Source organism: Castellaniella sp., from assembly GCF_034675905.1.
Lineage (GTDB): Bacteria > Pseudomonadota > Gammaproteobacteria > Burkholderiales > Burkholderiaceae_B > Castellaniella.
Genome location: NZ_JAUCCV010000010.1, coordinates 929,859 through 954,192, shown reverse-complemented (window position 1 = coordinate 954,192; position 24,334 = coordinate 929,859). Strand labels below are relative to the sequence as shown.

The 24,334-nt window shown below is 63.7% G+C and carries 16 protein-coding genes and 1 pseudogene; 9 read left to right on the top strand and 8 right to left on the bottom strand.

Annotation, left to right across the window (positions count from 1 at the left end; all coding sequences use genetic code 11):
- The first annotated feature begins 23 nt into the window (after positions 1-23).
- On the top strand, positions 24-707 hold the full coding sequence (locus tag VDP79_RS14760) for a response regulator (protein ID WP_323018911.1): 684 nt from the start codon (positions 24-26) through the stop codon (positions 705-707).
- A complete protein-coding gene (locus tag VDP79_RS14755) occupies positions 694-2,109 on the top strand; it encodes a sensor histidine kinase (RefSeq protein WP_323018910.1) in 1,416 nt (471 codons plus the stop codon). Before VDP79_RS14760 ends, VDP79_RS14755 begins: the two co-directional genes overlap by 14 nt.
- On the opposite strand, the gene VDP79_RS14750 is transcribed toward VDP79_RS14755, so the two are convergent.
- Positions 2,101-4,842 carry a diguanylate cyclase gene (locus tag VDP79_RS14750; protein WP_323018909.1) on the bottom strand — a complete coding sequence of 914 codons (2,742 nt, stop codon included), beginning with the start codon at positions 4,840-4,842 and terminating at the stop codon, positions 2,101-2,103. The genes VDP79_RS14755 and VDP79_RS14750 overlap by 9 nt on opposite strands.
- Before the next feature lie 219 nt (positions 4,843-5,061).
- Here VDP79_RS14750 and VDP79_RS14745 point away from each other — a divergent pair, with 219 nt between their 5' ends.
- The 3 genes and pseudogenes from VDP79_RS14745 to VDP79_RS14735 all read left to right on the top strand — a co-directional run.
- A complete protein-coding gene (locus VDP79_RS14745; RefSeq protein WP_323018908.1) occupies positions 5,062-6,042 on the top strand; it encodes a tripartite tricarboxylate transporter substrate binding protein in 981 nt (326 codons plus the stop codon).
- A gap of 31 nt (positions 6,043-6,073) precedes the next feature.
- Positions 6,074-6,511 carry a tripartite tricarboxylate transporter TctB family protein gene (locus tag VDP79_RS14740; RefSeq protein WP_323018907.1) on the top strand — a complete coding sequence of 146 codons (438 nt, stop codon included), beginning with the start codon at positions 6,074-6,076 and terminating at the stop codon, positions 6,509-6,511.
- Positions 6,511-7,983: pseudogene (locus VDP79_RS14735) on the top strand (tripartite tricarboxylate transporter permease); the annotation flags it as partial. The gene VDP79_RS14740 and the pseudogene VDP79_RS14735, both read left to right, overlap by 1 nt.
- A gap of 79 nt (positions 7,984-8,062) precedes the next feature.
- Here VDP79_RS14735 and VDP79_RS14730 read toward each other — a convergent pair.
- The 4 genes from VDP79_RS14730 to VDP79_RS14715 form a co-directional block, all read right to left on the bottom strand.
- The gene (locus VDP79_RS14730) at positions 8,063-9,484 is read right to left on the bottom strand and encodes a CoA transferase (protein WP_323018906.1); all 1,422 of its coding nucleotides are present in this window, start codon (positions 9,482-9,484) and stop codon (positions 8,063-8,065) included.
- A 291-nt stretch (positions 9,485-9,775) separates the two neighbouring features.
- The gene (locus tag VDP79_RS14725; RefSeq protein ID WP_323018905.1) at positions 9,776-10,903 is read right to left on the bottom strand and encodes a deoxyguanosinetriphosphate triphosphohydrolase; all 1,128 of its coding nucleotides are present in this window, start codon (positions 10,901-10,903) and stop codon (positions 9,776-9,778) included.
- A gap of 2 nt (positions 10,904-10,905) precedes the next feature.
- A complete protein-coding gene (gene aroB, locus VDP79_RS14720) occupies positions 10,906-11,985 on the bottom strand; it encodes a 3-dehydroquinate synthase (protein WP_323018904.1) in 1,080 nt (359 codons plus the stop codon).
- Between the two features lie 5 nt (positions 11,986-11,990).
- Positions 11,991-12,563: a shikimate kinase gene (locus VDP79_RS14715; protein WP_323018977.1), complete on the bottom strand. Its 573-nt coding sequence runs from the start codon at positions 12,561-12,563 to the stop codon at positions 11,991-11,993.
- 182 nt (positions 12,564-12,745) lie between these two features.
- Between VDP79_RS14715 and VDP79_RS14710 the strand changes: the two genes are divergently transcribed.
- The 4 genes from VDP79_RS14710 to VDP79_RS14695 all read left to right on the top strand — a co-directional run bounded on the left by VDP79_RS14710 (position 12,746) and on the right by VDP79_RS14695 (position 19,666).
- Positions 12,746-15,190, top strand: coding sequence for a PBP1A family penicillin-binding protein (locus VDP79_RS14710; protein WP_323018903.1), 2,445 nt, complete (start codon positions 12,746-12,748; stop codon positions 15,188-15,190).
- Entirely contained in the window at positions 15,190-15,360 is a 171-nt protein-coding gene (locus VDP79_RS14705; RefSeq protein ID WP_323018902.1) for a hypothetical protein, read from the top strand. The genes VDP79_RS14710 and VDP79_RS14705 overlap by 1 nt, the downstream gene beginning before the upstream one ends.
- Before the next feature lie 6 nt (positions 15,361-15,366).
- Positions 15,367-16,638 (top strand): diaminopimelate decarboxylase, encoded by a 1,272-nt coding sequence (gene lysA / locus VDP79_RS14700; protein ID WP_323018901.1) that lies wholly within the window; start codon positions 15,367-15,369, stop codon positions 16,636-16,638.
- A 115-nt stretch (positions 16,639-16,753) separates the two neighbouring features.
- On the top strand, positions 16,754-19,666 hold the full coding sequence (locus VDP79_RS14695) for a bifunctional diguanylate cyclase/phosphodiesterase (protein ID WP_323018900.1): 2,913 nt from the start codon (positions 16,754-16,756) through the stop codon (positions 19,664-19,666).
- Between the two features lies 1 nt (position 19,667).
- On the opposite strand, the gene VDP79_RS14690 is transcribed toward VDP79_RS14695, so the two are convergent.
- From VDP79_RS14690 to VDP79_RS14680, 3 genes are all read right to left on the bottom strand, one after another.
- Positions 19,668-20,684, bottom strand: a complete 1,017-nt coding sequence (locus VDP79_RS14690; protein ID WP_323018899.1) for a GGDEF domain-containing protein — start codon at positions 20,682-20,684, stop codon at positions 19,668-19,670.
- A gap of 64 nt (positions 20,685-20,748) precedes the next feature.
- Positions 20,749-22,059 carry a c-type cytochrome biogenesis protein CcsB gene (ccsB, locus tag VDP79_RS14685; RefSeq protein ID WP_416233135.1) on the bottom strand — a complete coding sequence of 437 codons (1,311 nt, stop codon included), beginning with the start codon at positions 22,057-22,059 and terminating at the stop codon, positions 20,749-20,751.
- Positions 22,060-22,106: 47 nt separating this feature from the next.
- Positions 22,107-24,149, bottom strand: a complete 2,043-nt coding sequence (locus VDP79_RS14680; RefSeq protein WP_416233122.1) for a cytochrome c biogenesis protein ResB — start codon at positions 24,147-24,149, stop codon at positions 22,107-22,109.
- Positions 24,150-24,334: the final 185 nt, after the last annotated feature.

Genomic DNA, 24,334 nt, shown 5'->3' with positions numbered 1-24,334 from the left:
CGCCGAGCCCTATCATCGACGCCATGCGTATTCTGTTGATCGAAGACGAATCGGAACTGGCCAACTGGCTGGCGCGCAGCCTGGCGCGCCACGGGGGCTTCATGGTCGATTGGGCCGACGACGCCGAACTGGCCGAACGCCGCCTGGCCGTGGAAGAATTCGATGCCATCATCCTGGATCTGGGCCTGCCCGGCATGAGCGGGCACGAATTCCTGCGCCGCCTGCGCAGCCGCGACGACCGCTGTCCTGTGCTGGTGCTGACAGCGCGCGACGCCATGGCCGAGCGCATCGGGTCCCTGCACGAAGGCGCCGACGATTTCATGCAAAAACCCTTTGCGATCGAGGAGCTCGAGGCCCGGCTTCACGCCTTGATCCGCCGCAGCCGGGGCCGCGAACACCCCCGCTGGATGCTGGGCGAACTGGTGCTGGACATCGGCAGCCAGCGCTTTTTGCATCGCGATACCCCGCTGGCCCTGTCGCCGCGCGAATACGCCGCCCTGAAAGTCCTGATGCAAAAGGCCGGCGAACCCATCACCAAACAGCAGATGCTGGACCGCATCAGCCCGGACGACACCAGCATCAATCTGGAAGCCATCGAAGTGCTGGTGCACCGCCTGCGCAAAAAACTGGCGGACACCGGCGTCCAGATCGTCACCCTGCGCGGCGTCGGCTATTGCCTGGAACCCACCCAGCATGCCCCCGGCTGAACCCCGATCGCGCAGCCTGCGGGCGCTGCTGCTATGGATGCTGATCCCCGCCCAGGTGACGGTGCTGAGCATCGCCCTATGGCATTCCAGCTCTCAGCTGCATAACCAGATCGACCTGGCCTACGACCGGTCGCTGATCGGCGCCCTGCGGGCCATCGACCACAACATCGCCACCGACAGCGGCGGCCTGGCGGTGGAACTGCCCTACCTGATGCTGGAATTTTTCGAGCTGACGGCCAATAACACGGTCTACTACCGCATCATGACCGAAGACGGTCTGGCCGATATCGGCAACCAGGAACTGCCGCTGCCCGATGCGCGACTGCAGTCCGGGACGCCGGTCTTCTATGACCGCGACTACCTGGGTACGCCGATCCGCATCGCCGCCCTGGCCCGGCGCATGTCGCCGCCCCTGTACGGACAGGAACGCGGGCGGGTCATCGTCATGGTGGGCGAAGACCGCAGCGGCCGCGACAGCGTCATCCGCGACATCATGCTGCGCAACATCCTGCGCGACGCCCTCGAAGTCCTGGCGTCTTCGGGACTGATTTTCCTAGGGGTGCTGATCGGCCTGCGGCCGCTCACACGCCTGTATCGCAAGCTGAAAAGCCGCCATGTCGATGACCTGAGCCCCATTCTGGCCCCCGAACTGCCCCGCGAGGTGCAGCCGCTGGTACAGGCCATCAACCAACACGTCGCCCGCCACGCGCGCCAGGCCCGCCGTCAACGGCAGTTTCTGGACGATGCCTCGCACCAGTTGCGCACGCCCTTGGCCGTGCTGAATACGCAACTGGACTATGCCCTGCGCGAACCTGATCCAGCGGAAGCACGCACGGCGCTGCTGGCCATGCGCCAGGGCCTGGTCCAGGCCCAGCGCACCTCCGCCCAGATGCTGGCGCTGGCCCGCGTGCGCGAAGCCGATGCGCAGACCGACGCGCTGCTGCCCGTCGCCCTGGCCCCGCTGGCTCAAGACGTGATCCGCCAACTCTACAGTCTGGCGCGGCAAAAGCATCAATCCATCGCCATGGAAGGCGCAGAACTGAACGCCACTGTGCCGGGCATCGAATGGCTGCTGCGCGAGGCCGTGCTCAACCTGATGGACAATGCCATCAAATATACCCCGTTCGGCGGCTCCATCACCCTGCGCATCACACAGGAATCCGGCCAGACCGTGCTGAGCGTCCTGGATACGGGGCTGGGCATGTCGGAAGCTGACATCCGCAAGGCCGGCCGGCGGTTCCGGCGCGGCCAGGCGGGCAAGCATACCCACGGGGCAGGCCTGGGATTGGCCATCGTGCACACCATCATGCAGCGCCACAAAGGTTCCCTGAGCATCCGATCACCGGGGCAAGGCTGCGAGGTTTCTCTGGTCTTTCCCGCCCCCCCCGCTTCGTCAGCCTGAATCCTTGTCAGCATCCTGCGCTGATGGCGCATCGCTTTCTGTACTGCACTCGATGCAATTGCGCCCGGCGGCCTTGGCGCGATACAGGGCGCTATCGGCCTGGCCGATCAGTTTCTGAACCGCCTGCACGTTTTCCAGATCCATTTCCGCCACCCCGACGCTGACCGTGACGCGGCCGTTCAGCCCATATTCGTGCGGCAGATCCAGGGCGGAGATAGCGTCGCATACCCGCTGCGCCATGAGAGCGCCGGCGGCGCCGTCCAGCCCCACCATGATGACGGCGAATTCCTCGCCGCCATAACGGGCCGACAGGTCGCCCGAGCGCTGAAAAATCTGGCGCAGCACGCGCCCGACATGCTGCAACACCGCATCACCGGCCTGATGGCCGTAGGCGTCGTTATAGTGCTTGAACCAGTCCACATCGATCATCAGCAAGCTGACGGCACGACCCTCGCGCCGCGCACGATGCCATTCCTGCTCCAGGACCTCGTCGAAATGGCGGCGATTCGCCAGGCCCGTCAAGCTATCTGTGACGGACAATTCCATCAGTTGCTGGTTGGCCAGCACCAGCGCCTGCGTACGATCCGCCACCTGCTGTTCAAGCGCCTGCTGATTCCCCTGCAAACGCTCCGCCATACTGCCCAGGGCCCGCGCCAGCATCACGATTTCCTGCACCGGACTGCGTACCGCCGGAGGCGCCTGCCACTGACCATCGGCCAGACTGCCGGCCCAGCGGATCAAGGCTTGCAGCGGCCTGGACAGCCACCATGCAGACAAGGAAACCGCCATCAGGCCCAGCATCCAGAACCCCAGGATCAGCAATCCGATACGTTGGATGGACTGTTCCACCGGCCCCGCGTAACGGCTTTCCGGCAAAGCCAAGGCCAAGGTCAACAAAGGACCATCCGGCAATTGGATGGACTGCCAATGGGTCTGGTAGCGATGGCTCTGCTCGGCCAGCAAACGATGCCCGAAGGCGCGTCCGGACTGCCTCACCTCGGCGCTCACCCGCTGGATCACGGAACTGGCGCTATCCACGGCCAGGATCTGCTGCGCCTGTCCATCATGCTGCTCGTAGACCGGCCCGCCGTCGGATCTGGCCAGCAGCCGGCCATCGGGTTCCATCAGAAACGCGACACCGCCCAAACCGTCCATTTCCGCCGACAGGAACTGACTGATCCGAGTCAGCGCCACATCGGCGGTCAATACCCCCAGCAACTGATGCCGGGCGTCATACAGTGGCGCGGCCATGCCCATGCCCATATCGTCATAATGCCCGTCAACCGCCTGGATGGCATACTGATATGCCATATACCAATGCAGGGCGCCGGCGTCGACCGCCGCCGTGAACCAGGGGCGGACGCGGGGGTCAAAATGGGCATTGCCTGCGGGCAATTGCGTGCTGCGCCGATTGGCGTCATCCACTCGATAGATGTTCATGATGCCGCCATCGGCCTGGCTGGCTTCCAGGATTTGCAGCCCTTGTTCCGGCCCGCGAGGCGGGCGGCTGGCCGCCAGGTAATCACCACTGGCCGTACTGAAGGATAGGTAGGTCAGCAGCGGTTGCTGGCGCAACTGCAGCAAAAAACTGTGCAGCAAGGCAGACCGCGCATCCAGCGACAACAAGCCGTCCTGCAGTTGCCGGATGTTGAAGGTCGCCGCCGCACGAGGCTCCTCGAAAAAAGCCGACACCTTGTCGCGCAATTGGGCCGCCAGCTCTTCCACCCGCTGTTGTTCCATGCTCTGAACCGTCTGGATGGACACGGTGAATACCAGCCATCCTGCCAAGCCCACGATCAAAGACAGGGGCACCAGCGTCGCCAGCAGCAAGAGCGTGCGCAAAGACATCAGGCCGGCCTCTGGTTTACGACCCTGAAGGCCCACCGTCAGCACCCCGCGACGATACAGAAACAACAGCAGCACCATCATGGTGAACCCGCCGCCGATCCCTCGGATAAGCCAAGCCCGCGCCCCATCGTAGACCAGATCCGCACGAGGCACGGCGGCCAATTCCCAATCGCCGTCCGGCAGCGCAATCCGGGCCTGAGCATGAGGCTGATCGAACAGGCCCGGTTCGCCATCCAGTACGCGGGCGGGGTGATCCGCTGTCGCAGCACTGCGGATCGCCAGATCAAAGGGCAGGTCAGCCCCCTGCAAGCCCGCCTGCCGCAAGGTTCTGGCCAGATCCACGGTCAGGGCCGCCATCCCCCGGTAGATCGGCGGCTGACCAGGCGCGGCATCGACAAACAGCGGCGTACGGACGATCAGGCCGGTCCGTCCCGTCTGGACCAACCGCGCGGTGCCATCGATGACGGGCGTCTGCTGCTGGATCATCTGCTTGATCTTGGCCATGAATTCCGGATGCAGGCCGTAATCCAAGCCGATCACGTTTTCATTGCCCGCGACAGGATAGACCTGCGTGATCTTCAGCCGATCCACGTAGACGACGCTGCGAATATCGGCATGCTGGCGCACCATCTGCGGCGCCAGCGCGGCAAAGGGGCCGGCTTCCTGGCCGGGCGCGACGGCCGCCAGCGCATCAGCCAAACGGCGGTTCAAGGCCAGCAAGGCCTGTAGATCATCCGACAGGCGCCGCGCGTGCCAATTCAGCTGTTGCTGCACCCGATCCGTGACAGCGGCATCATGGCGCGACCGGTCCCAGGATTCGAGTCCGAGCGTAGTCCCCAGCCCGATCAGCAGCAGCAGCACCACGACGGGCAGGGTTCTGTTCAATCGACCTCTCCATCACAGGGACCTTGTGTGAAAGTGTGTCATCAACCGACAGTGCTGACCAGCCAAAATCGGGCAAATTGTTTCTTTTTCACTAGGGTTATCCCGAGAGTATGTCATTTTGAAAGCAAATGGAAAGGACCGATTGCTTAAGGTGCGGGGGTACCTGGTCCCAGCTGTCTATTCGTACCAGGCTTTTCCCACTCTAAGGAGACTAACGTCATGACTCCCCGATCTCTGTCGCTGTTGTTGGGCAGCACGCTGCTGGCCTTCGGACTGGCTGCCCAGGCAGCCCCCCCGAAACCCGAATGTATCGCTCCGGCCAACCCCGGCGGCGGCTTTGACCTGACCTGCCGTCTGGCCCAGGAAGGCCTGAAGGCATCCGGCGCCCTGAGCGACCCGATGCGTATCGTCTACATGCCCGGCGGCATCGGCGCGGTGGCCTACAACCACGTCATCGCCCAGAAACCCGACGATCCCAATGCCATCGTGGCGTTTTCCGGCGGTTCGCTGCTGAATCTGGCCCAGAAGAAATTCGGTCGCTACAGCGTGGATGACGTGCGCTGGCTGGCCGCCGTCGGCTCCGACTACGGTGTGGCTGTGGTGCGCGACGATTCGCCCTACAAGAGCCTGAAAGACATGATGGCCGCCTTCAAAGAAGACCCGACCAAGATCGTGCTGGGCGCGGGCGGTACCGTCGGCAGCCAGGACTGGATGAAGGCCGCCCTGACGGCCCGCGCCGCCGGCGTGGACTATCGCAAGATGCGTTTCGTGGCCTTTGAAGGGGGCGGCGACGCGCTGACGGCCCTGCGCGGCGGTCACATCCAGGCCTATATGGGCGATGCAGCCGAAGCCTTCACCATGCTGGAAGGCGGCGCCCCGATCCGTGTGCTGGCCGTGTTCAGCGACCACCGCCTGCCGGGCAAGCTGTCGTCCGTGCCGACCGCCGCCGAAGAAGGCTTCGACATCGATTGGCCCATCATCCGCGGCTTCTACGTCGGCCCGAAGGTCTCGGACGCCGACTACCAATGGTGGGTGGATGCCTTCAACAAGACCCAGGCCGATCCGTCGTTTGCCGCCATCCGCGACAAGCAGGGTCTGTTCCCCTTCAACAAATCCGGCCCGGAACTGGATTCCTACATCAAGGAACGCGTCAAGGCCTACACCAAGCTGGCCGATGAATTCGGTCTGATCCGTCAATAATTTTTCAATAACTTAAGTACCGGACCTCGCCATGAGTGATCGTTTGTTGGGCTTCTGTGCCCTGATCTTTGCCGGCCTGATGGCGTGGTTCGGCCACGACCTGCAGGCTCCCTTTGCCTATGAACCGGTGGGCCCCCGGGCCTTTCCGATGCTGATTGCCTTGATCATCGCCCTGTGCGGTGCCTGGCTGCTGTACAAAAACTGGAACAAGCCCCGTCGGGGCGAAGCCATCGACTGGCCGCGCCTGATGCTGATGGTGGTCTACATCTTCATCTACGCCCTGCTGTTTGAAACCCTGGGTTTCATCATCGCCACCGCCATCATCACGGTTGTCATCGGTCGCCTGTTCGGCGGCCCGTGGATCAAGATGACCATTGCGGGCATCGTCATGGGCGTGCTGTTCTTCCTCTTATTTGATCGCGCGCTGGACGTCGTGCTGCCGCTGGGTCCCCTGGAGTTCCTGTCATGATGAGCGAAATCCTCAGTCACCTGAGCATCGGCTTCGATGTCGCCTTTTCCTGGACCAATCTGCTGGTCGCCGCCATTGGCTCTTTTCTGGGCACCATGGTCGGCGTGCTGCCGGGTTTGGGTCCCATCAACGGCGTGGCCATGCTCATCCCCATCGCCTATGCGATGAATCTGCCCCCTGAAACCGCGCTGATTCTGCTGGCCGCCGTGTACGTCGGCGCCGAATACGGCGGACGCATCAGCGCCATCCTGATCAACGTGCCCGGCGAAGCCAGCGCCATCATGACCACGCTGGACGGTTATCCCCTGGCGCGCAAAGGCCTGTCCAACGTCGCGCTGTCCCTGTCGGGTTGGTCGGCCTTCTGCGGCTCGCTGGTCGCCACCCTGGGCGTCATCATTCTGGCCCCCATCCTGGCCAGCTGGGCGTTGGCTTTCGGGCCGGCCGAATATTTCGTCCTGATCATCTTCGCCTTCTGCTGCCTGACCAGTCTGCTGGGCAACCAGCCCGTCAAGGGCACGCTGTCGGCCATGCTGGGCCTGGCGATCGCCACGGTGGGCGTGGACGCCAATTCGGGCGTGTACCGCTACACCTTTGATTCGGTGCACCTGTTCGACGGCATCGCCTTCGTGGTGGTGGTGATCGCCCTGTTCGCCATCGCCGAACTGCTGGAATTGCTGGAATCGGCCATTCGCGGGCAGGCCCCAGAAGTGCCGCCCAACAAGCGCAAGCTGTTCAACCTGCAAGAACTGCTGTACACCAAATGGACGGTGCTGCGCGGCTCCATCATCGGGTTTTTCATCGGCGTGCTGCCGGGCGCCGGCGCCAGCGTGGCATCCGCCGTGGCGTACTCCAATGAAAAGCGCTACCAGGAAGGCCGTGATCCCGACGCCTGCTTCGGCGAAGGCGACCTGCGCGGCGTGACCGCCCCCGAAGCCGCCTCGACCTCGGCAGCCGTGGGCGCCATGGTCCCCATGCTGACCCTGGGCGTCCCCGGATCGGGCACGACGGCAGTGATGATGGGCGCCCTGACCCTGTACAACATCACGCCGGGCCCGGTGCTGTTCGACACCAAACCCGAACTGGTCTGGGGTCTGGTGGCATCGCTGTTCATCGCCAACGTCATGTTGTTCCTGATGAACATCCCCCTGGTGCGCGTGTTCTCCAAAGTCCTGGCGCTGCCGAACTGGCTGCTGGTCCCCGGCATCCTGTGCATCAGCTTCATCGGTGTCTACGCCATCAACGCCGGCACCTTCGACCTGACCATGGCCGCCTTCCTAGGCCTGATCGGCTACCTGCTGCGCAAGGGCGGCATCCCCATGGCGCCCATGGTGCTGGGTGTCGTGTTGGGTTCCATGATGGAGCAAAACCTGCGACGGGCGCTGTCCATCACCAACGGTGAACTGCACATCCTGTGGAACAGCCCGGTATCCATCGGATTGTGGATCATCTCCCTGGCCATCGTGATCATCCCCCCCCCTGATGCGCCGCCGCCGCACCAAGAAAAACCTGGCGCCCTCGACGCTGGCCGCCATGGCGACCGACGACTGATCGTCACCAATCCGGCGGGCTGCTGCGCAGCGCACCCGCCGGCCTGTCCCACCGCCATCGCACATCGCCTACACGGCAAGGCGCACGCAAGCGATAGGCAGGCCCCCAGGCAGTGGCCTCGATGGCGGTCTCATAGGCATCCGACGGAACCGCCCCCAAAGACGGTTCCGTTTTTTCATGGGCCGCCGCCATCGGATCGGAGGCCAACAAGGCAGCCACGCGCGCCAGAGAGGTACGCCACACACTGCCTCGCGACCGCTCCCTGCGGTCGATCAGGCCTTTCAGCACGCAGGCCGCCATCCAGTAGCCCGCGGCCTGATCCAGCGCCTGCACCGGCAGAGGATCCGGCTTCACATCCGGCCGGCCCGGCCAGGCAGTGCCGGTGCTCATCTGCACCAGACTGTCGAAACCCCGGCGATTGCGCCAGGGCCCGGTCCAGCCCCAGGCATCCAGACTGACATCCACCAAGCCGGGGCGCAACTGCTGACGGACGTCAGCTCCCAGCCCCAGGCGGTCCAGGGCATCCGGCCGGTAGCCATGCACCAGCACGTCAGCTTGCGCCAGCAAGCGCCTGAACCGATCCACCCCGACCGGATCGCGCAGATTCAGTTCCGCGCAGCGCTTGCCCACCGTGACTTCCGGCGCCATGCCCGGCTCGTCCCAGCCGGCTGGGTCCAGACGCAGCACCTGCGCCCCATAGGCCGCCAGAAAACGGGTGCAAACCGGCCCGGCCAGCACCCGGGTCAGGTCCAGCACCCGCAGCCCCGCCAAGGGGCGGGCGGCAGAGGAAGCATCCCCCTGGGTCCAGACGGTCGCTCCATCCTGAACGGCAGACCGGGGAAAGCCGGCGCAGGATGCGCCGTCCTGACGATGCAGCAAGGGTTCGCCGGCGACGGCCAGGCCCTGCGGATGCCCGCGCCACTGCGCAGGGGTGCGCAAGGCGGCCGCGCACGCCGCCTGCTCAACCAGAGCATCTTCCAGATCGACCGCGGACCAGGCGCACACCCGCGCCGCCACCTGATCCCTGACGGCGTCGTCCGGCAGGCCCAGCACGCGCAGCGCCCGCTGCCGGTGATGCACAGCATTGGCATGCAGTCGAATCCAGCCGTCTGCCGCGGCATAATCGCCCGTGACGGCATCACGCACGGCAGGGATCTGCCAACCCTGGGGCTTCAGGGTATAGCCGAACCACCAGGATGCCAGGGGCCGGTCCAGCCGCACCAGGGGCGGGCATACAGGATCGACCCAGCGGGCCAGCATCAGGCCGGCGGCGCCGATGCTGGCGCAGGCCAGGTCCGTCACCGGATAGCGCGATGGCAGAACGCCGCTGCCGTCCATCCGGATGGCGTCATCCGCACCGGGTTCGTCCAGCGCCGCCAGCACGGCGCGCAGGAAAGATCTGAAAGCGGAATTGCTGAGGCTCATGGGTGCACCTCCTTGCGGTTCACTGCGGGGGACTGCGGGGGACCACTGTGCCCCGATCCCTCCACCTCGTGGCCTGCAGGCCACTCGGATTCGACAGGCATGTGACGGTCCGCAGAGGACCATCACATGTCCAGTCTCATCCACCTCGCCGCTTGCAAGCGGCTCGGATTAATCAGGCGCAGGACAGTCCGCAGGGACTGCCATATGCCACGATCACTCCACCTCGCCGCTTGCAAGCGGCTCGGATTAATCAGGCACAGGACAGTCCGCAGGGACTGCCCTGTGTCCAGATTAATCCATGCGGAAGATCGCGTGGTGTTCGCGGATGGCGTAGCGATCCGTCATGCCGGCGATATAGTCGGCGATGGCGCGCGCCTGGGCGACGGAATCGTCGCGCCGGTATTCGTCAGCCAGCAGCCGGGGATCATCCCGAAACGCGCCGAACAGATCCCGCACGATGCGCCGCGCCTTGTAGGTCATGCGCATGACCTGGGCATGACGGTACAGATTGTTCAGCAGGAACTGCTTCAGGGCATCGGCCTGCGCGCGAAGCGGGTCGGAAAAAGCGGCCAGCGGCGGCCCCGCGCGCACGGCATCGACGCTGTCGGGCTGCAACCGGGCGATATTGGCCGCCGTCGTCTGCGTCAGGTCCAGCACCAGGGTATTGATCATGGCGCGAATGACTTCAGACACCAGACGTTTGGAGTCCACATCGGGATAACGGCGGCGCACCTGTGCGTGGTGCGTGGCGAAAATATCCAGGTCCAGCAGCTGCGGCACGGCGATCAGGCCAGAGCGCAGCCCGTCGTCGATATCGTGATTGTTGTAGGCGATTTCGTCCGCCAGGTTGGTCAGCTGGGCTTCCAGAGACGGCTGAGTGCCATCCAGGAAACGGGCGGCCACCGGCCCCAACTGCCGGGCATAACGACGCGAGCAATGCTTCAAGATGCCCTCGCGTGTCTCGAAACACAGGTTCAGGCCGTCAAAGGCCGCGTAGCGGTCTTCGAGTTCATCCACCACCCGCAGGCTTTGCAGATTGTGCTCAAAACCGCCCGCATCCGGCACGAGTTCGCGCAGGCAGGCGTTCAGTTCGTCCTGGCCTGCATGGCCGAACGGCGTATGCCCCAGGTCATGCGCCAGCGCGATCGCCTCGATCAGGTCTTCGTGCACGTTCAGGTTACGCGCCAGGGTGCGGGCGATCTGGGCGACTTCGATGCTATGGGTCAGCCGGGTGCGAAACAGATCACCTTCGTGATTCAGGAATACCTGGGTCTTGTATTCCAGCCGCCGGAACGCCGAGCAATGCACGATGCGGTCGCGGTCACGCTGGAAATCGCTGCGCCCCTGGGGTGCGGGTTCGGGGTGCAGGCGCCCCCGCGTGGCTTCCGGATGGCAGGCATACGGGGCCAGCGGCGCCATGATCAGGCCTTTGCCTCGGCAGGCAGCAGCGGCCTGACCTGCTCGTCGTCTACCGCCTGCACGCTGGCGCGGCCCAATTCAGGCAACAGCACGTAGCGGATGTGCCGGCCCTCGGTTTTCTTGTCCACCCGCATCAGATCCAGCCAGCGCTCCACGCCCAGGCCGGGCGCCTGCACAGGGCAGCCGATGGCCAGGACCAGCGCGCGGATACGGTCGACCGCTGCAGCATCCAGGCCGCACACCCGGGCGGAGAGTTCCGCCGCCATCACCATGCCGCAGCCCACGGCTTCGCCATGCAGCCACTGGCCATAGCCCAGCCCGGACTCGATGGCGTGTCCGAAGGTGTGGCCAAAATTCAGGATGGCCCGCAAGCCGGATTCGCGTTCGTCCTGGGACACGACCCAGGCCTTCAGTTCGCAGGCGCGGCGCACAGCGTATTCGATCGCTGCATCATCCAGCGCACGCAAGGCCTGCACGTGGGATTCGCACCAGGTAAAAAACTCTGCGTCAGCGATCATGCCGTATTTGATCAGTTCGGCCAGGCCGGCTGAAATTTCGCGCGCCGGCAGGGTCGCCAGCACCCGGGTATCGATTTCGACGGCCTGGGGCTGGTAGAAAGCCCCGATCATGTTCTTGCCCAAGGGGTGATTGATGGCGGTCTTGCCGCCCACCGAGGAATCCACCTGCGCCAGCAGCGTGGTCGGGACCTGGATGAAGCGCACGCCGCGCATATAGCAAGCGGCGGCAAAACCGCACATATCGCCCACCACCCCGCCGCCCAACGCCACCAGCACGGCCTTGCGGTCCAGTCCGGCCGTCAACAGCGCATCAAAAATCTGGTTCAGCGATTCCCAGGTCTTGAACTGTTCGCCATCGGGCAGTTCGATCCAGCAGACCGGCTTGCCGGTTGATGCCAGCACGGCCCGCACCCGATCCCCCATCAGCGCCGACACGGTGGTGTTGGTGACGACGGCCAGCGCCGTGGCATCGGCCGGCAAACTGCCGGCCAGAACGTCGAGCCGGCCCGGACCGATATGAATGGGGTAATGCCCGCCAGGAGTGGCGACTTGAACGGTATGCATGAGATCTACTGTAAAGGATGAGCCGGCAACAAGGCCAGCAGACTGCGCACGATCTGGGTGATGGGCTGATCCACCGTATCCTGCCGGATGTCGGCCACGCTGTCATACAAGGGTTCGCGTTGCGCCAGCAGGTCGGCGATGCGTTGACGGGGATCGTCGGTGCGCAGCAGCGGCCGGTTCCGGTCCCGCGCCACGCGCCGGTATAGTTCGTCCACGCTGGCGCGCAGATAGACCACGCACCCCCGATCGGACAGCATGCGGCGATTTTCCTCGGCCAGCACAGCGCCGCCGCCCGTGGCCAGCACCAGCCCCGGCACGCGGGTATATTCATCCAGCAAGGCGGTCTCTCGACGGCGGAAGCCGGCCTCGCCCTCGATATCGAAAATGGTGGCGACACGCACCCCGCAACGGGCCTCGATGGCATGATCCAGATCGATAAACTCGCGCCCTAGCGCCGCTGCCAGCTGGCGGCCGATCGTGGTTTTACCCACCCCCATCATGCCCACCAGAAAAATCGGCGTCGCCATGTCCTGAGCAGAGTCTGGGAAAATAGCAGCGGTGGCGGGATCGGATTCCATCGGCATGGGATGCGGTGCGAGGTTGGTTTGCGTGTATTATCGCATTGGCCGATGCACGGGCTCCGACACCTCCATCCGACGCGCTGACACATGCTTTATCCGGCCGCGTTCGCAGCATCCAGTTACATAGACTCCGCCTCCGATCTCTGGCCTGCTTCCGCCAGGCCTTACAATCGCCTCTGATGAGAACCACCAAAACTCCCACCAAGGCCAAAGCGCCCGCCCGTTCCTGGCTCATGCGTCTGGTCCTGAAGGCGTTCGTCCTCTGCGCCGGCATGGGCGTCTGCGCCGCTTTGCTGCTGTCGCTGGCGCTGGCGCTGGCATGGCCCAATCTGCCCGACCTGCACGCCATGACCGATTATCGGCCACGCGTGCCGTTGCGCATCTATACCGCCGACCAGGTGCTGATCGGCGAATTCGGCGAAGAACGGCGCAACGTGCTGCGCTTCGACGAAATCCCGGACATCATGAAGTCCGCTATCCTGGCGGCGGAAGATGACCGTTTCTACCAGCATGGCGGCATCGACTGGACCGGCGTGCTACGCGCCGCCATCGCCAACATGGTGCATATGTCCAAGACCCAGGGCGCCAGTACCATCACCATGCAGGTTGCCCGCAATTTCTACCTGTCGTCCGAAAAGACCTACACGCGGAAATTCTACGAACTGCTGCTGACCTTCAAGATCGAAGCCACCCTGAGCAAGGACCAGATCCTGGATCTGTACATGAACCAGATCTTCCTGGGACACCGCGCCTACGGCTTCGCCGCGGCCAGCCGCACGTATTTCGGCAAGCCGCTGGCTGACATCACGTCAGCCGAGGCCGCTATGCTGGCCGGTATTCCCAAGGCCCCGTCACGCTTCAACCCGATTTCGAATTTCGAACGCGCCAAGTCCCGCCAGGCCTATGTGCTGGGCCGTATGCGCAACCTGGGCTATCTGACGGACACCGAATACCAGCAGGCCAAGGACCAGCCCATCCTCATCAAGTCCGCCGCCGGCACGCCCACCGGCCGCTATGCCGTGCATGGGGAATACCCGGCCGAACTGGCCCGCCAGCTGCTGTACGGCGTCTACCAGGACGACATTTATTCACGCGGCTTCAATATCTACACCACGATCCAGTCCAAAGACCAGGAAGCCGCCTACGAATCCCTGCGCGCCGGCATCCTGGACTACACCCGTCGGGCGCCCTATCCCGGCCCCGAGGAAACCGTCGACCTGCCAGCCGGCATCGAAAGCCAGCCGGAAGCCTTCAATGACATCCTGGATACCGTCCAGGAGAAATACCCCGACAACGGCGACCTGCTGACGGGCGTCGTCCTGTCTGCCAGCCCCACCGAGGTCAAGGTCGCCCGCAGCCCCAGCGACATCGTCAACATCACCGACAAGCGCGCGCTGCGGGTCGTGGCCCGTGGCCTGGTCGCCAACGCCAAGGACGCCGTCCGCATCCAGCGCGGTTCCGTGGTCTATATTCACCAGCAGGACGACTACTGGGAACTGCTGAACAAGCCCAGCATCCAGGCCGCCCTGGTGTCGTTGCGGCCCCAGGATGGCGGCATCGTGGCCATGGTGGGCGGCTTTGACTTCGAAGAAGGCAAATTCAACCGGGTCACGCAGGCCTGGCGCCAGCCGGGGTCTTCATTCAAGCCCTTCATCTATGCGTCCGCCCTGGAACGCGGACTGACGCCCGCCACCCAGATTTCCGACGAACCCTTTTCCCTGACCGCCGAGCAGACCGGCTCCAAGGCCTGGAATCCGAAAAACTACGGCCGCTCCTACGAGCCCATGCTGACCATGCGTCAGGGCCTGTATAAGTCCAAGAACATGGTGTCCATCCGCATCATGCAGGCAGTCGGCCCGCAATATGTGCAGGACTACATCACACGCTTCGGCTTTGATCGTTCCCGCCAGCCTGCCGTGCTGCCGCTGGCCCTGGGCGCCGGCAGCGTCACGCCCCTGCAGCTGGCCGGCGGATACGCCGTCTTCGCCAACGGCGGCTACCGCGTGCCGCCCTATCTGATCGACCATGTGACCGACAGCAGCGGCAAGATCATCATGCGATCACGTCCGACCATCGCCGGCGACACGCTGGCCCGGGTCATCGACCCGCGCACCGCCTATGTGATGGATGACATGCTGCGCGGCGTGGCCACTGTCGGTACGGGCGCACGCGCCCACCGCGAGCTGAAACGCAATGACATCGGCGGAAAAACCGGCACCACCAATGATTCCCAGGACGCCTGGTTCGCCGGCTTCATGCCTAAACTGGTGGCCGTGGCCTGGATGGGCTTTGATCAGCCCAAATCCATGGGCCAGGGAGAAACCGGAGGCGGCGCCGCCCTGCCGATCTGGGTCGGCTACATGCGCACCGCCTTGGCCGGCCAGCCGGAAATCCCCCCCGGCCCGCCGCCCAGCGGCTTGTTGCGCGCTGACAACGACTACTATTTTTCGGAATTCCCGCCCGGCACCGCCATCGCCCGCGTCGGCCTGCCCGCCCCTGGCGACCCCATGCCGGGCGACGCCCCAGCTACCGGGCAGGACGGCATCGGCGCCCTGCTGGATCAGCTGCATGGGCAGAACGACAGCGATGCCGCCGTTCCTCAACCTGTGCGCGTACCCTTCTGATGATGCCTAGCCCCCTGATCCGTGTTTCCACCATCCTGGCCGGCGCCTGCCTGGCGTTGCTGCTGGGCGGCTGCGGCATGAAAGGCCCGCTCAAACCCGCCACCCCGCCGCCGCCCGCCGACGCCGCCCTGGTGGCGCCGCCTACCGTCACCCCCACTGTCCAACCCTGATTGCCCATGACTGCTGCCCCTCATTTTCCGATCCGGGACGGTGTCCTGCATGCTGAAGATCTGCCGCTCAGCGATCTGGCCGACCGCTACGGAACGCCGCTCTACGTCTATTCCCGCGCGGCTCTGCAGGAAGCCTGGCAGCGTTATGAATCCGCCATCGCCGGGCGCAACGCACTGATCTGCTATGGCGTCAAAGCCAATTCCAACCTGGCCGTGCTGCACGAATTCCAGCAACTGGGATCGGGATTCGACATCGTATCGGGCGGCGAATTAGCCCGTGTGCTGGCAGCCGGCGCCGACCCCGCGCGCATCGTGTTTTCCGGCGTGGGCAAGCAAGGCTGGGAAATCCGCCAGGCCCTGACGGCCGGCATCAAATGCTTCAACGTCGAATCCGCCGCCGAACTGGAACGACTGGCCGATATCGCCCAGGAAATGGGTGTGCGCGCCCCGGTGTCGCTGCGCGTCAACCCGGACGTGGACGCCAAGACCCATCCCTACATTTCCACCGGGCTGAAAGAAAACAAATTCGGCATCGACATCCTGAAGGCGCCCGCCCTGTATCGCCAGGCCCGGCAACTGCCCGGGCTGGAGATCGTCGGCGTGGACTGCCACATCGGCTCGCAGATCACCCAGATCAGCCCCTATCTGGACGCCCTGGACAAGCTGCTGACCCTGATCGACGAGTTGGCGGCCGAGGGCATCACGCTGCGCCACCTGGATCTGGGCGGCGGCCTGGGTATCCGCTATACCGATGAAACCCCGCCACACCCGGCGGAACTGCTGAATCCGGTGTTCGCCGCGCTGCAGGCGCACGGACTGGGTTACCTGCAGGTCATTCTGGAACCCGGTCGATCCCTGGTGGGCAATGCCGGCGTGCTGCTGACACGCGTCGAATATCTGAAGCACACCGAGGTCCGCAACTTTGCGATCGTGGATGCCGCCATGAACGACCTGATGCGCCCCGCCCTGTACGAAGCCTGGCACGGCGTGATTCCCGTGCAACCGCGCACCGGCACCCGGATGGATACCTACGATATCGTCGGACCAATCTGCGAAAGCGGCGACTGGCTGGCACGGGAGCGTCAACTGCCCCTGGAACAAGGCGACCTGCTGGCGATTCAATCGGCAGGCGCGTACGCGTTTTCCATGTCCAGCCAATACAACACACGCCCCAGAGCAGCCGAAGTCCTGGTCGACGGCGAGCAACACTGGCTGATCCGCCCGCGCGAATTGGTTCAGGCGCTCTACGCCCAGGAACGCATCCCGCCCCGTCCCTGAAGCGGCCCACGGCAGGACAGGCTAAAATCCACCCGTTTTTTGCCGTAAAGCGTATATCACTGCAATCCGCCCTGAAACACATGGGTTGCGATTCCCTGTCTTACTCAGCCGCTGCATGTCACCACAGAAGGATTTCGCCTCTACGCCCGACCAGCCACCCGCCGCCCGACCCGGTCGTTCGCGCGTCTTTTTCGTGTACTTTCTGCTGCCTCTGCTGCTGGGGCTGGGCATGGTGCTCAGCGCTTGGCTGTTTCCCATGCATCATGCCAGCCCGTCGGGGCAGGGCATTGCCACGCACTTCTTCTCTGGCCAGTTTGACGGCCCGTATCATGCGGCATCCGCACTGCAAACCAGTCCCACCCGCCTGTCTCAGCAGATGCCGGCCGGCCCCGCCTGGCTGCTGGCAGACCTCAATCCGCAACTAGGCTCCGACAGCACGCCGCCACCGGCCCTACTGGTGCGCAGCACCCTGGCGGCGGCGCCCAACTGCTGGCTGCTGGACGAGCAACAAGCCGGCCCGCTGATGACCCTGACTTTCCAGTCCAGCATCCTGGGGTACGACACCGCCATCCCGGCCGCGCCGGCGGCACAGGTACTCTGCCAGCTGGATCAGGCCGTCCCCGGCCCATTGTCCATCGAACAATGGCAACCTGCCGATCTGGCTGTCGCCAAGGCCATGCAGGCCCATGCGCTGGGGCTGCTGGAAGGCGGACTGCTGGTGTTGGCCGCCTTCATCGCCGTCATCGCCGTCACGACCCGCGACCACCTGTACGTGCTGCTGACCTGCTGGATCCTGTGCAATCTGCGCCTGGGCGCCTGGGCGATGGGCTGGGACCATCTCTGGCTGGGACACCTGCTGTCGCCAGACGAACTGGTCTGGTCCCGCAAACTGACATTGTTGCTGTCCTTCACCACGACCTGGCTGCTATTCACCCGCTTGTTCCGGCAAGGGCTGGGCGCGCCCATGCACCGCCGGTTGCAGCAAGTCGGCATCGCGTCATCCGTCCTGCTGTTGCTGCCCCTGACCATCCCGTCTTATGGCGTCTTTCAAACCGCCACTTTCCTGGCAGCCTGGGTGGGGACGGCGCTGGTCGCCACTATCCTGATCCATGCATTGTTCCGCTTTACGACCCGATCACTGTTCTGGCATACGCTGGGCGTCTGTCTGGCAGCCGTCATCCTGACGACGGGATTGATCCTGATCGGCCTGAATCAGCGCGCCTCACTTGGCGCCTGGCTGGCGACCATTCTGTTTCTGGCCTGCAATCTGCTGGTGGCGCTGGCCACCGCCAATCGCACGCGCGAAGACCGTCAGATGCGCCTGCGTCAGCGCAACGAATTGATCGTGCACGATTCGCTGTCGCCGCTAGGCCTGTTCACGCTGGGGGCGACCCGCCATTTCGAACATCTGAATCCCAACGCCCGCACCATGCTCCGGATCCAGACCGAAGTCGAAATCCCGGCGCTCAACTGGAATGCGTTCTTTGACGACGTCGACTGGGTGGCGGTGTCGCTGGCGACGGAACAAGGCCGCGATACCGAAATTCAGCAGCACAATCCAGACCCCAAGGCGCCCACACGCAATTTCCTGCTGCGCGCCACCCTGGTGGGCAGCCGCATCGAAGGCTCTTTGCAAGATGTCACGGCGCGCACGGAAACCCTGCGCAATCTGCGCCTGATGACAGACCACGACGCGCTGACCAATACCCTGAACCGGCGCGGGATCGAAGACGCCATGCAGTCCGCCATCCAGGATCTGCAGCAGTCCGGCACGCCCTGCGCCCTGTCTTATCTCAGCCTGGATCATCTGAAACGGGTCAATGACCTGTTCGGCCATTCCGCCGGCGACCATCTGCTGCAACTGGCCTGCGACCGCCTGAAATACGCGCTGTCCGAGCAGCATCAACTGGGCCGGATCGGCAGCGACGATTTCATCATCCTGTTCCCCCAGATCCGCGCCCGCGAGGCCCAGCGCATCGCCCAGGACATGATCGACAGCCTGAACAGTTCTCCCTTTTATGTGGGTGATCGCGCCTTCCAGATCAAAAGCGCCATGGGCCTGATTGATCTGGACCCCCGCATGCGTCCCAAGGACGCCATCGCCGCCGCCACCCGCGCCTGCCGGGATGCCCGCAAGCAGCACCAGGATATTGTGCTCTACGAAGAAAATGCGCACGAGCTGTTCGACCACATCAGCGAACTGCGCGTATTCGAGCAGCTGGAGCAGGGTTCGCCCCCCGACGACATCCACCTGGCCATGCAACCCATCATGTCGCTGCGCCACCCTCTGCAGACCTTGAATTTCGAGGTCTTGCTGCGTGTGCGCAACCATGGCGAACATCCGCTGCAGACCCAAAAGATCATCCAGGCCGCCGAAGACAGCGGCATGATCACCGTGATCGACAAATGGGTGTTTTCCACAGCCCTGCAATGGATGTCCAAGCACCATCTGAAACTGGGCCAGACCCAGCAGATGAACATCAATCTCAGCGGGGTATCCCTGAACGATGACCGCTTCATCGACACCTTGTTCGGCATTCTGAACCAGCAGCCGCAATTCACGCGCCGCCTGTGTGTGGAAATCACCGAAGGCGTGGCGCTGCAGGATCTGGAGCGCACCCGGCAATTCATGCGTCGCCTGCAACGCATGGGCGCCCGCGTGGCGCTGGATGATTTCGGCGCGGGCTATACCTCGTTTTCCTATCTGAAAGAACTGCCGGCAGACACCATCAAGATCGATGGGTCCCTGATCCGCGACATGCTCAGCAGCGAGGCCAATATCGCCATCGTCAACAGCATCGTGGATCTGGCCCATAACCTGGGCATGGAATGCATCGCTGAATGGGTGGAAGACGTCGCTACGCTGCGTACTCTGGCCGATATGGGGGTGGATTACGTGCAAGGCTATGTGATCTCAGCCGCCCGGCCGCCCGAAGACATTCTGGCCTACGACAATATTCTGCCCTTGATCGCCAACCCGGCGGCGCAAGCCTACGTCGAGGAAATCAGCGGCAAGCGTTCGGTTTGAACTAAACCGGGTCCCCAGGGGTTGCAACCGAACGCCGGTCGCGCACTACCCCCAGGCGATCCTGTTTGTCCTGATACATGCGCTGGTCGGCCAGCGCCAGCGCGTCCTGCACGTGCCCGGCCTCGGACTGCAAAGCCGCACCCAGCGACACCTGCACCTTGGCCTGCTCCAATGCCTCGCGGATACGCGCGGCGAACCGGGCCAGCGATGCCGCCGTCACCCCAGGCGCGATCAGCAAACCGAACTCATCGCCGCCCAGGCGGGCAATCACATCGTCGCCCCGCAAGACAGCGCGCAAGACCTGCGCCGTCCGCTGCAACAGGGCGTCTCCCGTGGCATGACCCTGCAGATCATTGACCCGCTTCAGGTCGTCCAGATCCAGCATGATCACCGCGCGATCAGGGCCATCGCTGCGTTCCAACCGCTGGACGCAGATATCCCAGCCGCGCCGATTCAGGACACGGGTCAGGTGATCCAGGCAAGCTTCCCGGCGCACATTCCGCACCAGAGAATTGAGTTCGCCGCTTTCTTCCCATTGCGCCAAGGCCAGGGCCATGGCTTCGAGAGACCAGGACAGCGTCGCCATCTGATCGGGCGCCGGAAGGCCGTCAGCGTCGTCAGGCAGCAGACCTGTCATCAAGCCGCTGGCATGAGTGCGGCCCGGCACCCACAAGGGCAGACAGACAAGACGGCTGCCAACCGCCGCCAGCGGGGCGGAGGCATCGGAGGAGGACGGTTCATGGCTGCGGACGACCTGATGCAGCTTGGCGCCGTTGAGCCCGAACAGCGCCTGCGTATGACAGGTCGCCAGCCAGGCATCCAGGCGCTGGCGGCGGATACCGCGCAAGAAACCCCGCGCCACCAAGGGTAGCGCGGCATCCCCCTGCAACTGGTCAAAGACGGCCCATGCCTGCATGGGCCAGAGTGTGGTCAGTATCCGGACCTGAGTGCGCAGAGCCAGTAAAGCCAGAGCCTGCGCACGATTCCCGGATCGATCAGGATCGAGGCTGATGGGCATGGCAGCCGATGAAAAATGGTCTTACTTGTAATTTATCACAAGCCCGCCGTCTGCCCCTAAGACGCTACAGTTCGCCGTAGGAATGCAGTCCGGACAGGAACATGTTCACCCCCAGAAAGGCGAAACTGGTCACCAGCAGGCCGCTGAGCGCCCAATATGCCGCCATGGACCCGCGCAAGCCTTTCATCAAACGCATATGCAGCCAGGCGGCGTAATTCAGCCAGACGATCAACGCCCAGGTTTCTTTCGGATCCCATTGCCAATAGGTACCCCAGGCGTCTGCAGCCCACAAGGCCCCCAGGATGGTGGCGATCGTAAAGAAGGCGAACCCGACCGCAATGGCCCGGTACATGATGTCGTCCAGCAGCTCCAGCGATGGCAGACGTTGGGCGATCGGCGCCCTGAACGCCAGGATCGTACCCACGATCAGCGCCCCGATGCCGAAATACAACATCCAGGTCAGCGATAATTCGCGCGACCCGAAAACAAAGGGCTCAGCGCACAGCACGGCGCCCAGCAGAAACACCGGGATCAGCGGTTTCCAGTTGCGCGTTTCGCCGTGCGATTTGACCAGATAGGCAAAGCCCACCATGGCGGCCAGGCTGAAGGTGCCATAGCCGATGAAGTTCGCCGGCACATGCAGTTTCATCCACCAGCTTTTCAGGGCCGGAACCAGCGGCTGGATCTGATAGGCATCACGAGAGAAGGAATACCACAGCAGAAACACGACCAGCGAGGTGATGACCAGCAGCACGAAACCACCCAACGCCCGGGTGGCATAACGACGTTCGTAGTACAGATAGAACAGGGCCGTGATCAGCGACATCAGCACAAATACCTCGTACAGATTGCTGACAGGAATGTGACCGATGTCCGGCCCCATCAGGTGGCCTTCGCGCCAGCGCACCAGCAGGCCCGTCAGGCCGGCATAGACGGCGCTCCAGGTCAGGACCGTGCCCAGCCAGGCAGCGGTCTGGCTGACAAAGCCGGCCCAATAACAGACGGTGGCCAACACGAACAGGGCGCACATCCACAGGATTGCAGACTGCGAGGACAGCAGGTATTTCAGCAGGAAGGTGGATTCAGCCCGCGACAGATCGCCCTGCAGCAAGACGCCTGTCGGACTGTAGAGCCAGATGGCCAGCAGCGCGCTGGCGCCCGCGGTGACCATCAGCACCCGCAGCGGCCGCCACAGCCAACCCAGCCAGCTGAACAGCACCACGGCTCCGATCAGGATCAGCTTCTCGTAGTAGTCCATGAACTGGCCGTACGTGGTCAGCACATGGCCGGCCCCTACCGCCAGCAGCAGGAAAAAGCCAAGGTCCGTCCAGTTCGGGCGCCCGCGCCGGCCCCGATGATCGCCGCTGGTATTCATATCCCGCAGCCACAGGTCTGCGGCATCATGCGTCAGGGTATCGGTTGTCATTGGGATCCTCCGAGGCGGCGCAGCGCAGCGCGCAGACGCTCAAATTCGTGATTGAAATCCAGGTTGCGGCGCTGCGTGGTCATGGCGGCCAGCCAACTGCTGCCCGTATCCGACGGACGGATCCAGACCCACACGCGCCGTTCGCGGATGTAGAACATTGAAAACACACCCAGCACCAGCAGCAGGCAGCCGATATAGACCGTGATTTTGCCGGGGCTGCGCGCCACCTGAAAAACACTGGCCTGCACTTGGTCAAAGGTCGACAGCTGCAGCGCCACAGGGGCAGGATAATCCGGAAGCGAGGCCAAAGCCAGGACCGATAGCCGCAGCCACTGCGCTTCGCGTTCGGCCTGCGGCCCATCGGCGGGCAAGGCCGGCAGGTGCTGCTGCGCCCGCATCAGGCCACGCAGTTCCTGCAGGCTGAGCTGGATCATGGGCACGGCGAAGTTCAGGATCTTTTCCCGCTGGTCCTGCGGTGCAGATTCGATGATGCCGTTGAAGCCGCGCTGGGAAAACGTACGCAACGCCCCCTGGGCCGCCTGGAACATCAGATCGCGCTGTTCGCCTTCGGGCGCATTGCCGGCGGCAAAGCGGCGGGCGGCTTCCTCGCGCAGGGCCGGGTCGGCCAGCGCGGCGCGCATCTGCATGAATTCCTGCATCGTGCCCTGATCGTCGGCGGGGATGCGCAGGTAGCGATAGGGTTCGGACCCCGTGTTGCGCGTTCCCAGCAGGAACATGGGGAACCCGTCGATCGCCACCGGCAGCATGTACTGGGTGAATTCGTGGGCCTGCCCGTCGGACCCGATCAAACGGTACTGAAAGCTGGGACCGACATTGCGCAGATTATCGTCGCGCGGCCGCGCCGCACTGCCGGTGACGGCGGCAACATCGCGAATCAGACTGGTCGGCTGCGGCTGCGGGTCGCCGCTGCTCATGTTTTCTACATTGATGACGCGCAAACCGGTGTAATCCACCATCTGTCCGCCCAGATCCTTCGGCAGGCGGACTTGAGCGCCTACCGTCCCGGACAGATCCTGGGATCGGGCCTGCGTGCCGGACAGCGGCCAGGCCTTCAGGCTGAGTGCGCTGCCCCCATCGTCAAAACTGGACTGATAGACGGTCACCCCCTTGTAGTGCAGGGGTTCGTTGACCTGGATGGTCTGATCGAAGGATGCGCCGGTCGCCAGGTCCGTGACCACCACATCGCTGCGGAAATCACTGGGCATGCCGGTATCGTAGTAATCGATATAGAATTTTTTCAGGCGCACTGAAAACGGCAGGGGCTGCAACAACACGCCCTGCCCGGCCGCGATAATGCCCATGCTGCTTTGCTTGCCATCGGGGATCAGCATATTGGCGCGAAAACTGGGGTTTCTGGCTGACAGCCGCCCGGATTCGGGCACATCGGAAATCAGCATATTGCCCACGATCGGCTGCTTGTCGAACAACCACGTCTGCAGCCGCACGGGCAGTTCACTGTCCAGCAGCCCGCCCAGGCAGATCACGACAATAGCCACGTGGGCAAAGATATATCCCAGCCGGTTGGCCGCGCCTTTTTTGGCCGCCACCATGCGGCTGTCGCCGTCGATGCGCACCCGATAGCGGAAACCCTGGCTGCGCAGCAGCGCCCCCACCTGATCCACCGCCTGATCCGGCGCCAGCGTGCTGTCGATGTCCACCTTGTGGTGAAAGGCCTTCAGGCTGGACCCGCGCACATATTCCCGGAAGGTGCGCATGTCGCGCAGCATCTTGGGCGTATTGCGCATGACGCACAAGGTCGTGGACACGACCAGAAACGCCATGATCAGCAAAAACCACGGACTGTTATAGATGTGCCAGATGGAAAACTGGTCAAAGACCGCATACCAGAACGGCCCGAACTGATCGATGTAGGTATTGGTCGCCTGATTTTGCGGCAACACGGTGCCGATCAGGCTGGCCACGCAGATGAAGACCAGCAGGCTGATGGCGAAACGCATCGAACCCAGCAGTTCAACGACGTCTGCACCCCATGTGCGGGAACTGGAAGAAGAGGTCACGGCAGCCCGACTCAAGAAAAAGGGGAGGCGCGCCAGCGCGTCCCCCCCTTTTTATATTTTTTAAAGTTCAACCTTACACCGACTGATCTGCGGATCCTTCCCAAGACCCCAGACACAACCGGGAATTACACCGCCTGGCAACAGGCTGCGAGACCATTCGTGCGGCCCCGCATGCCCCGCCGGGC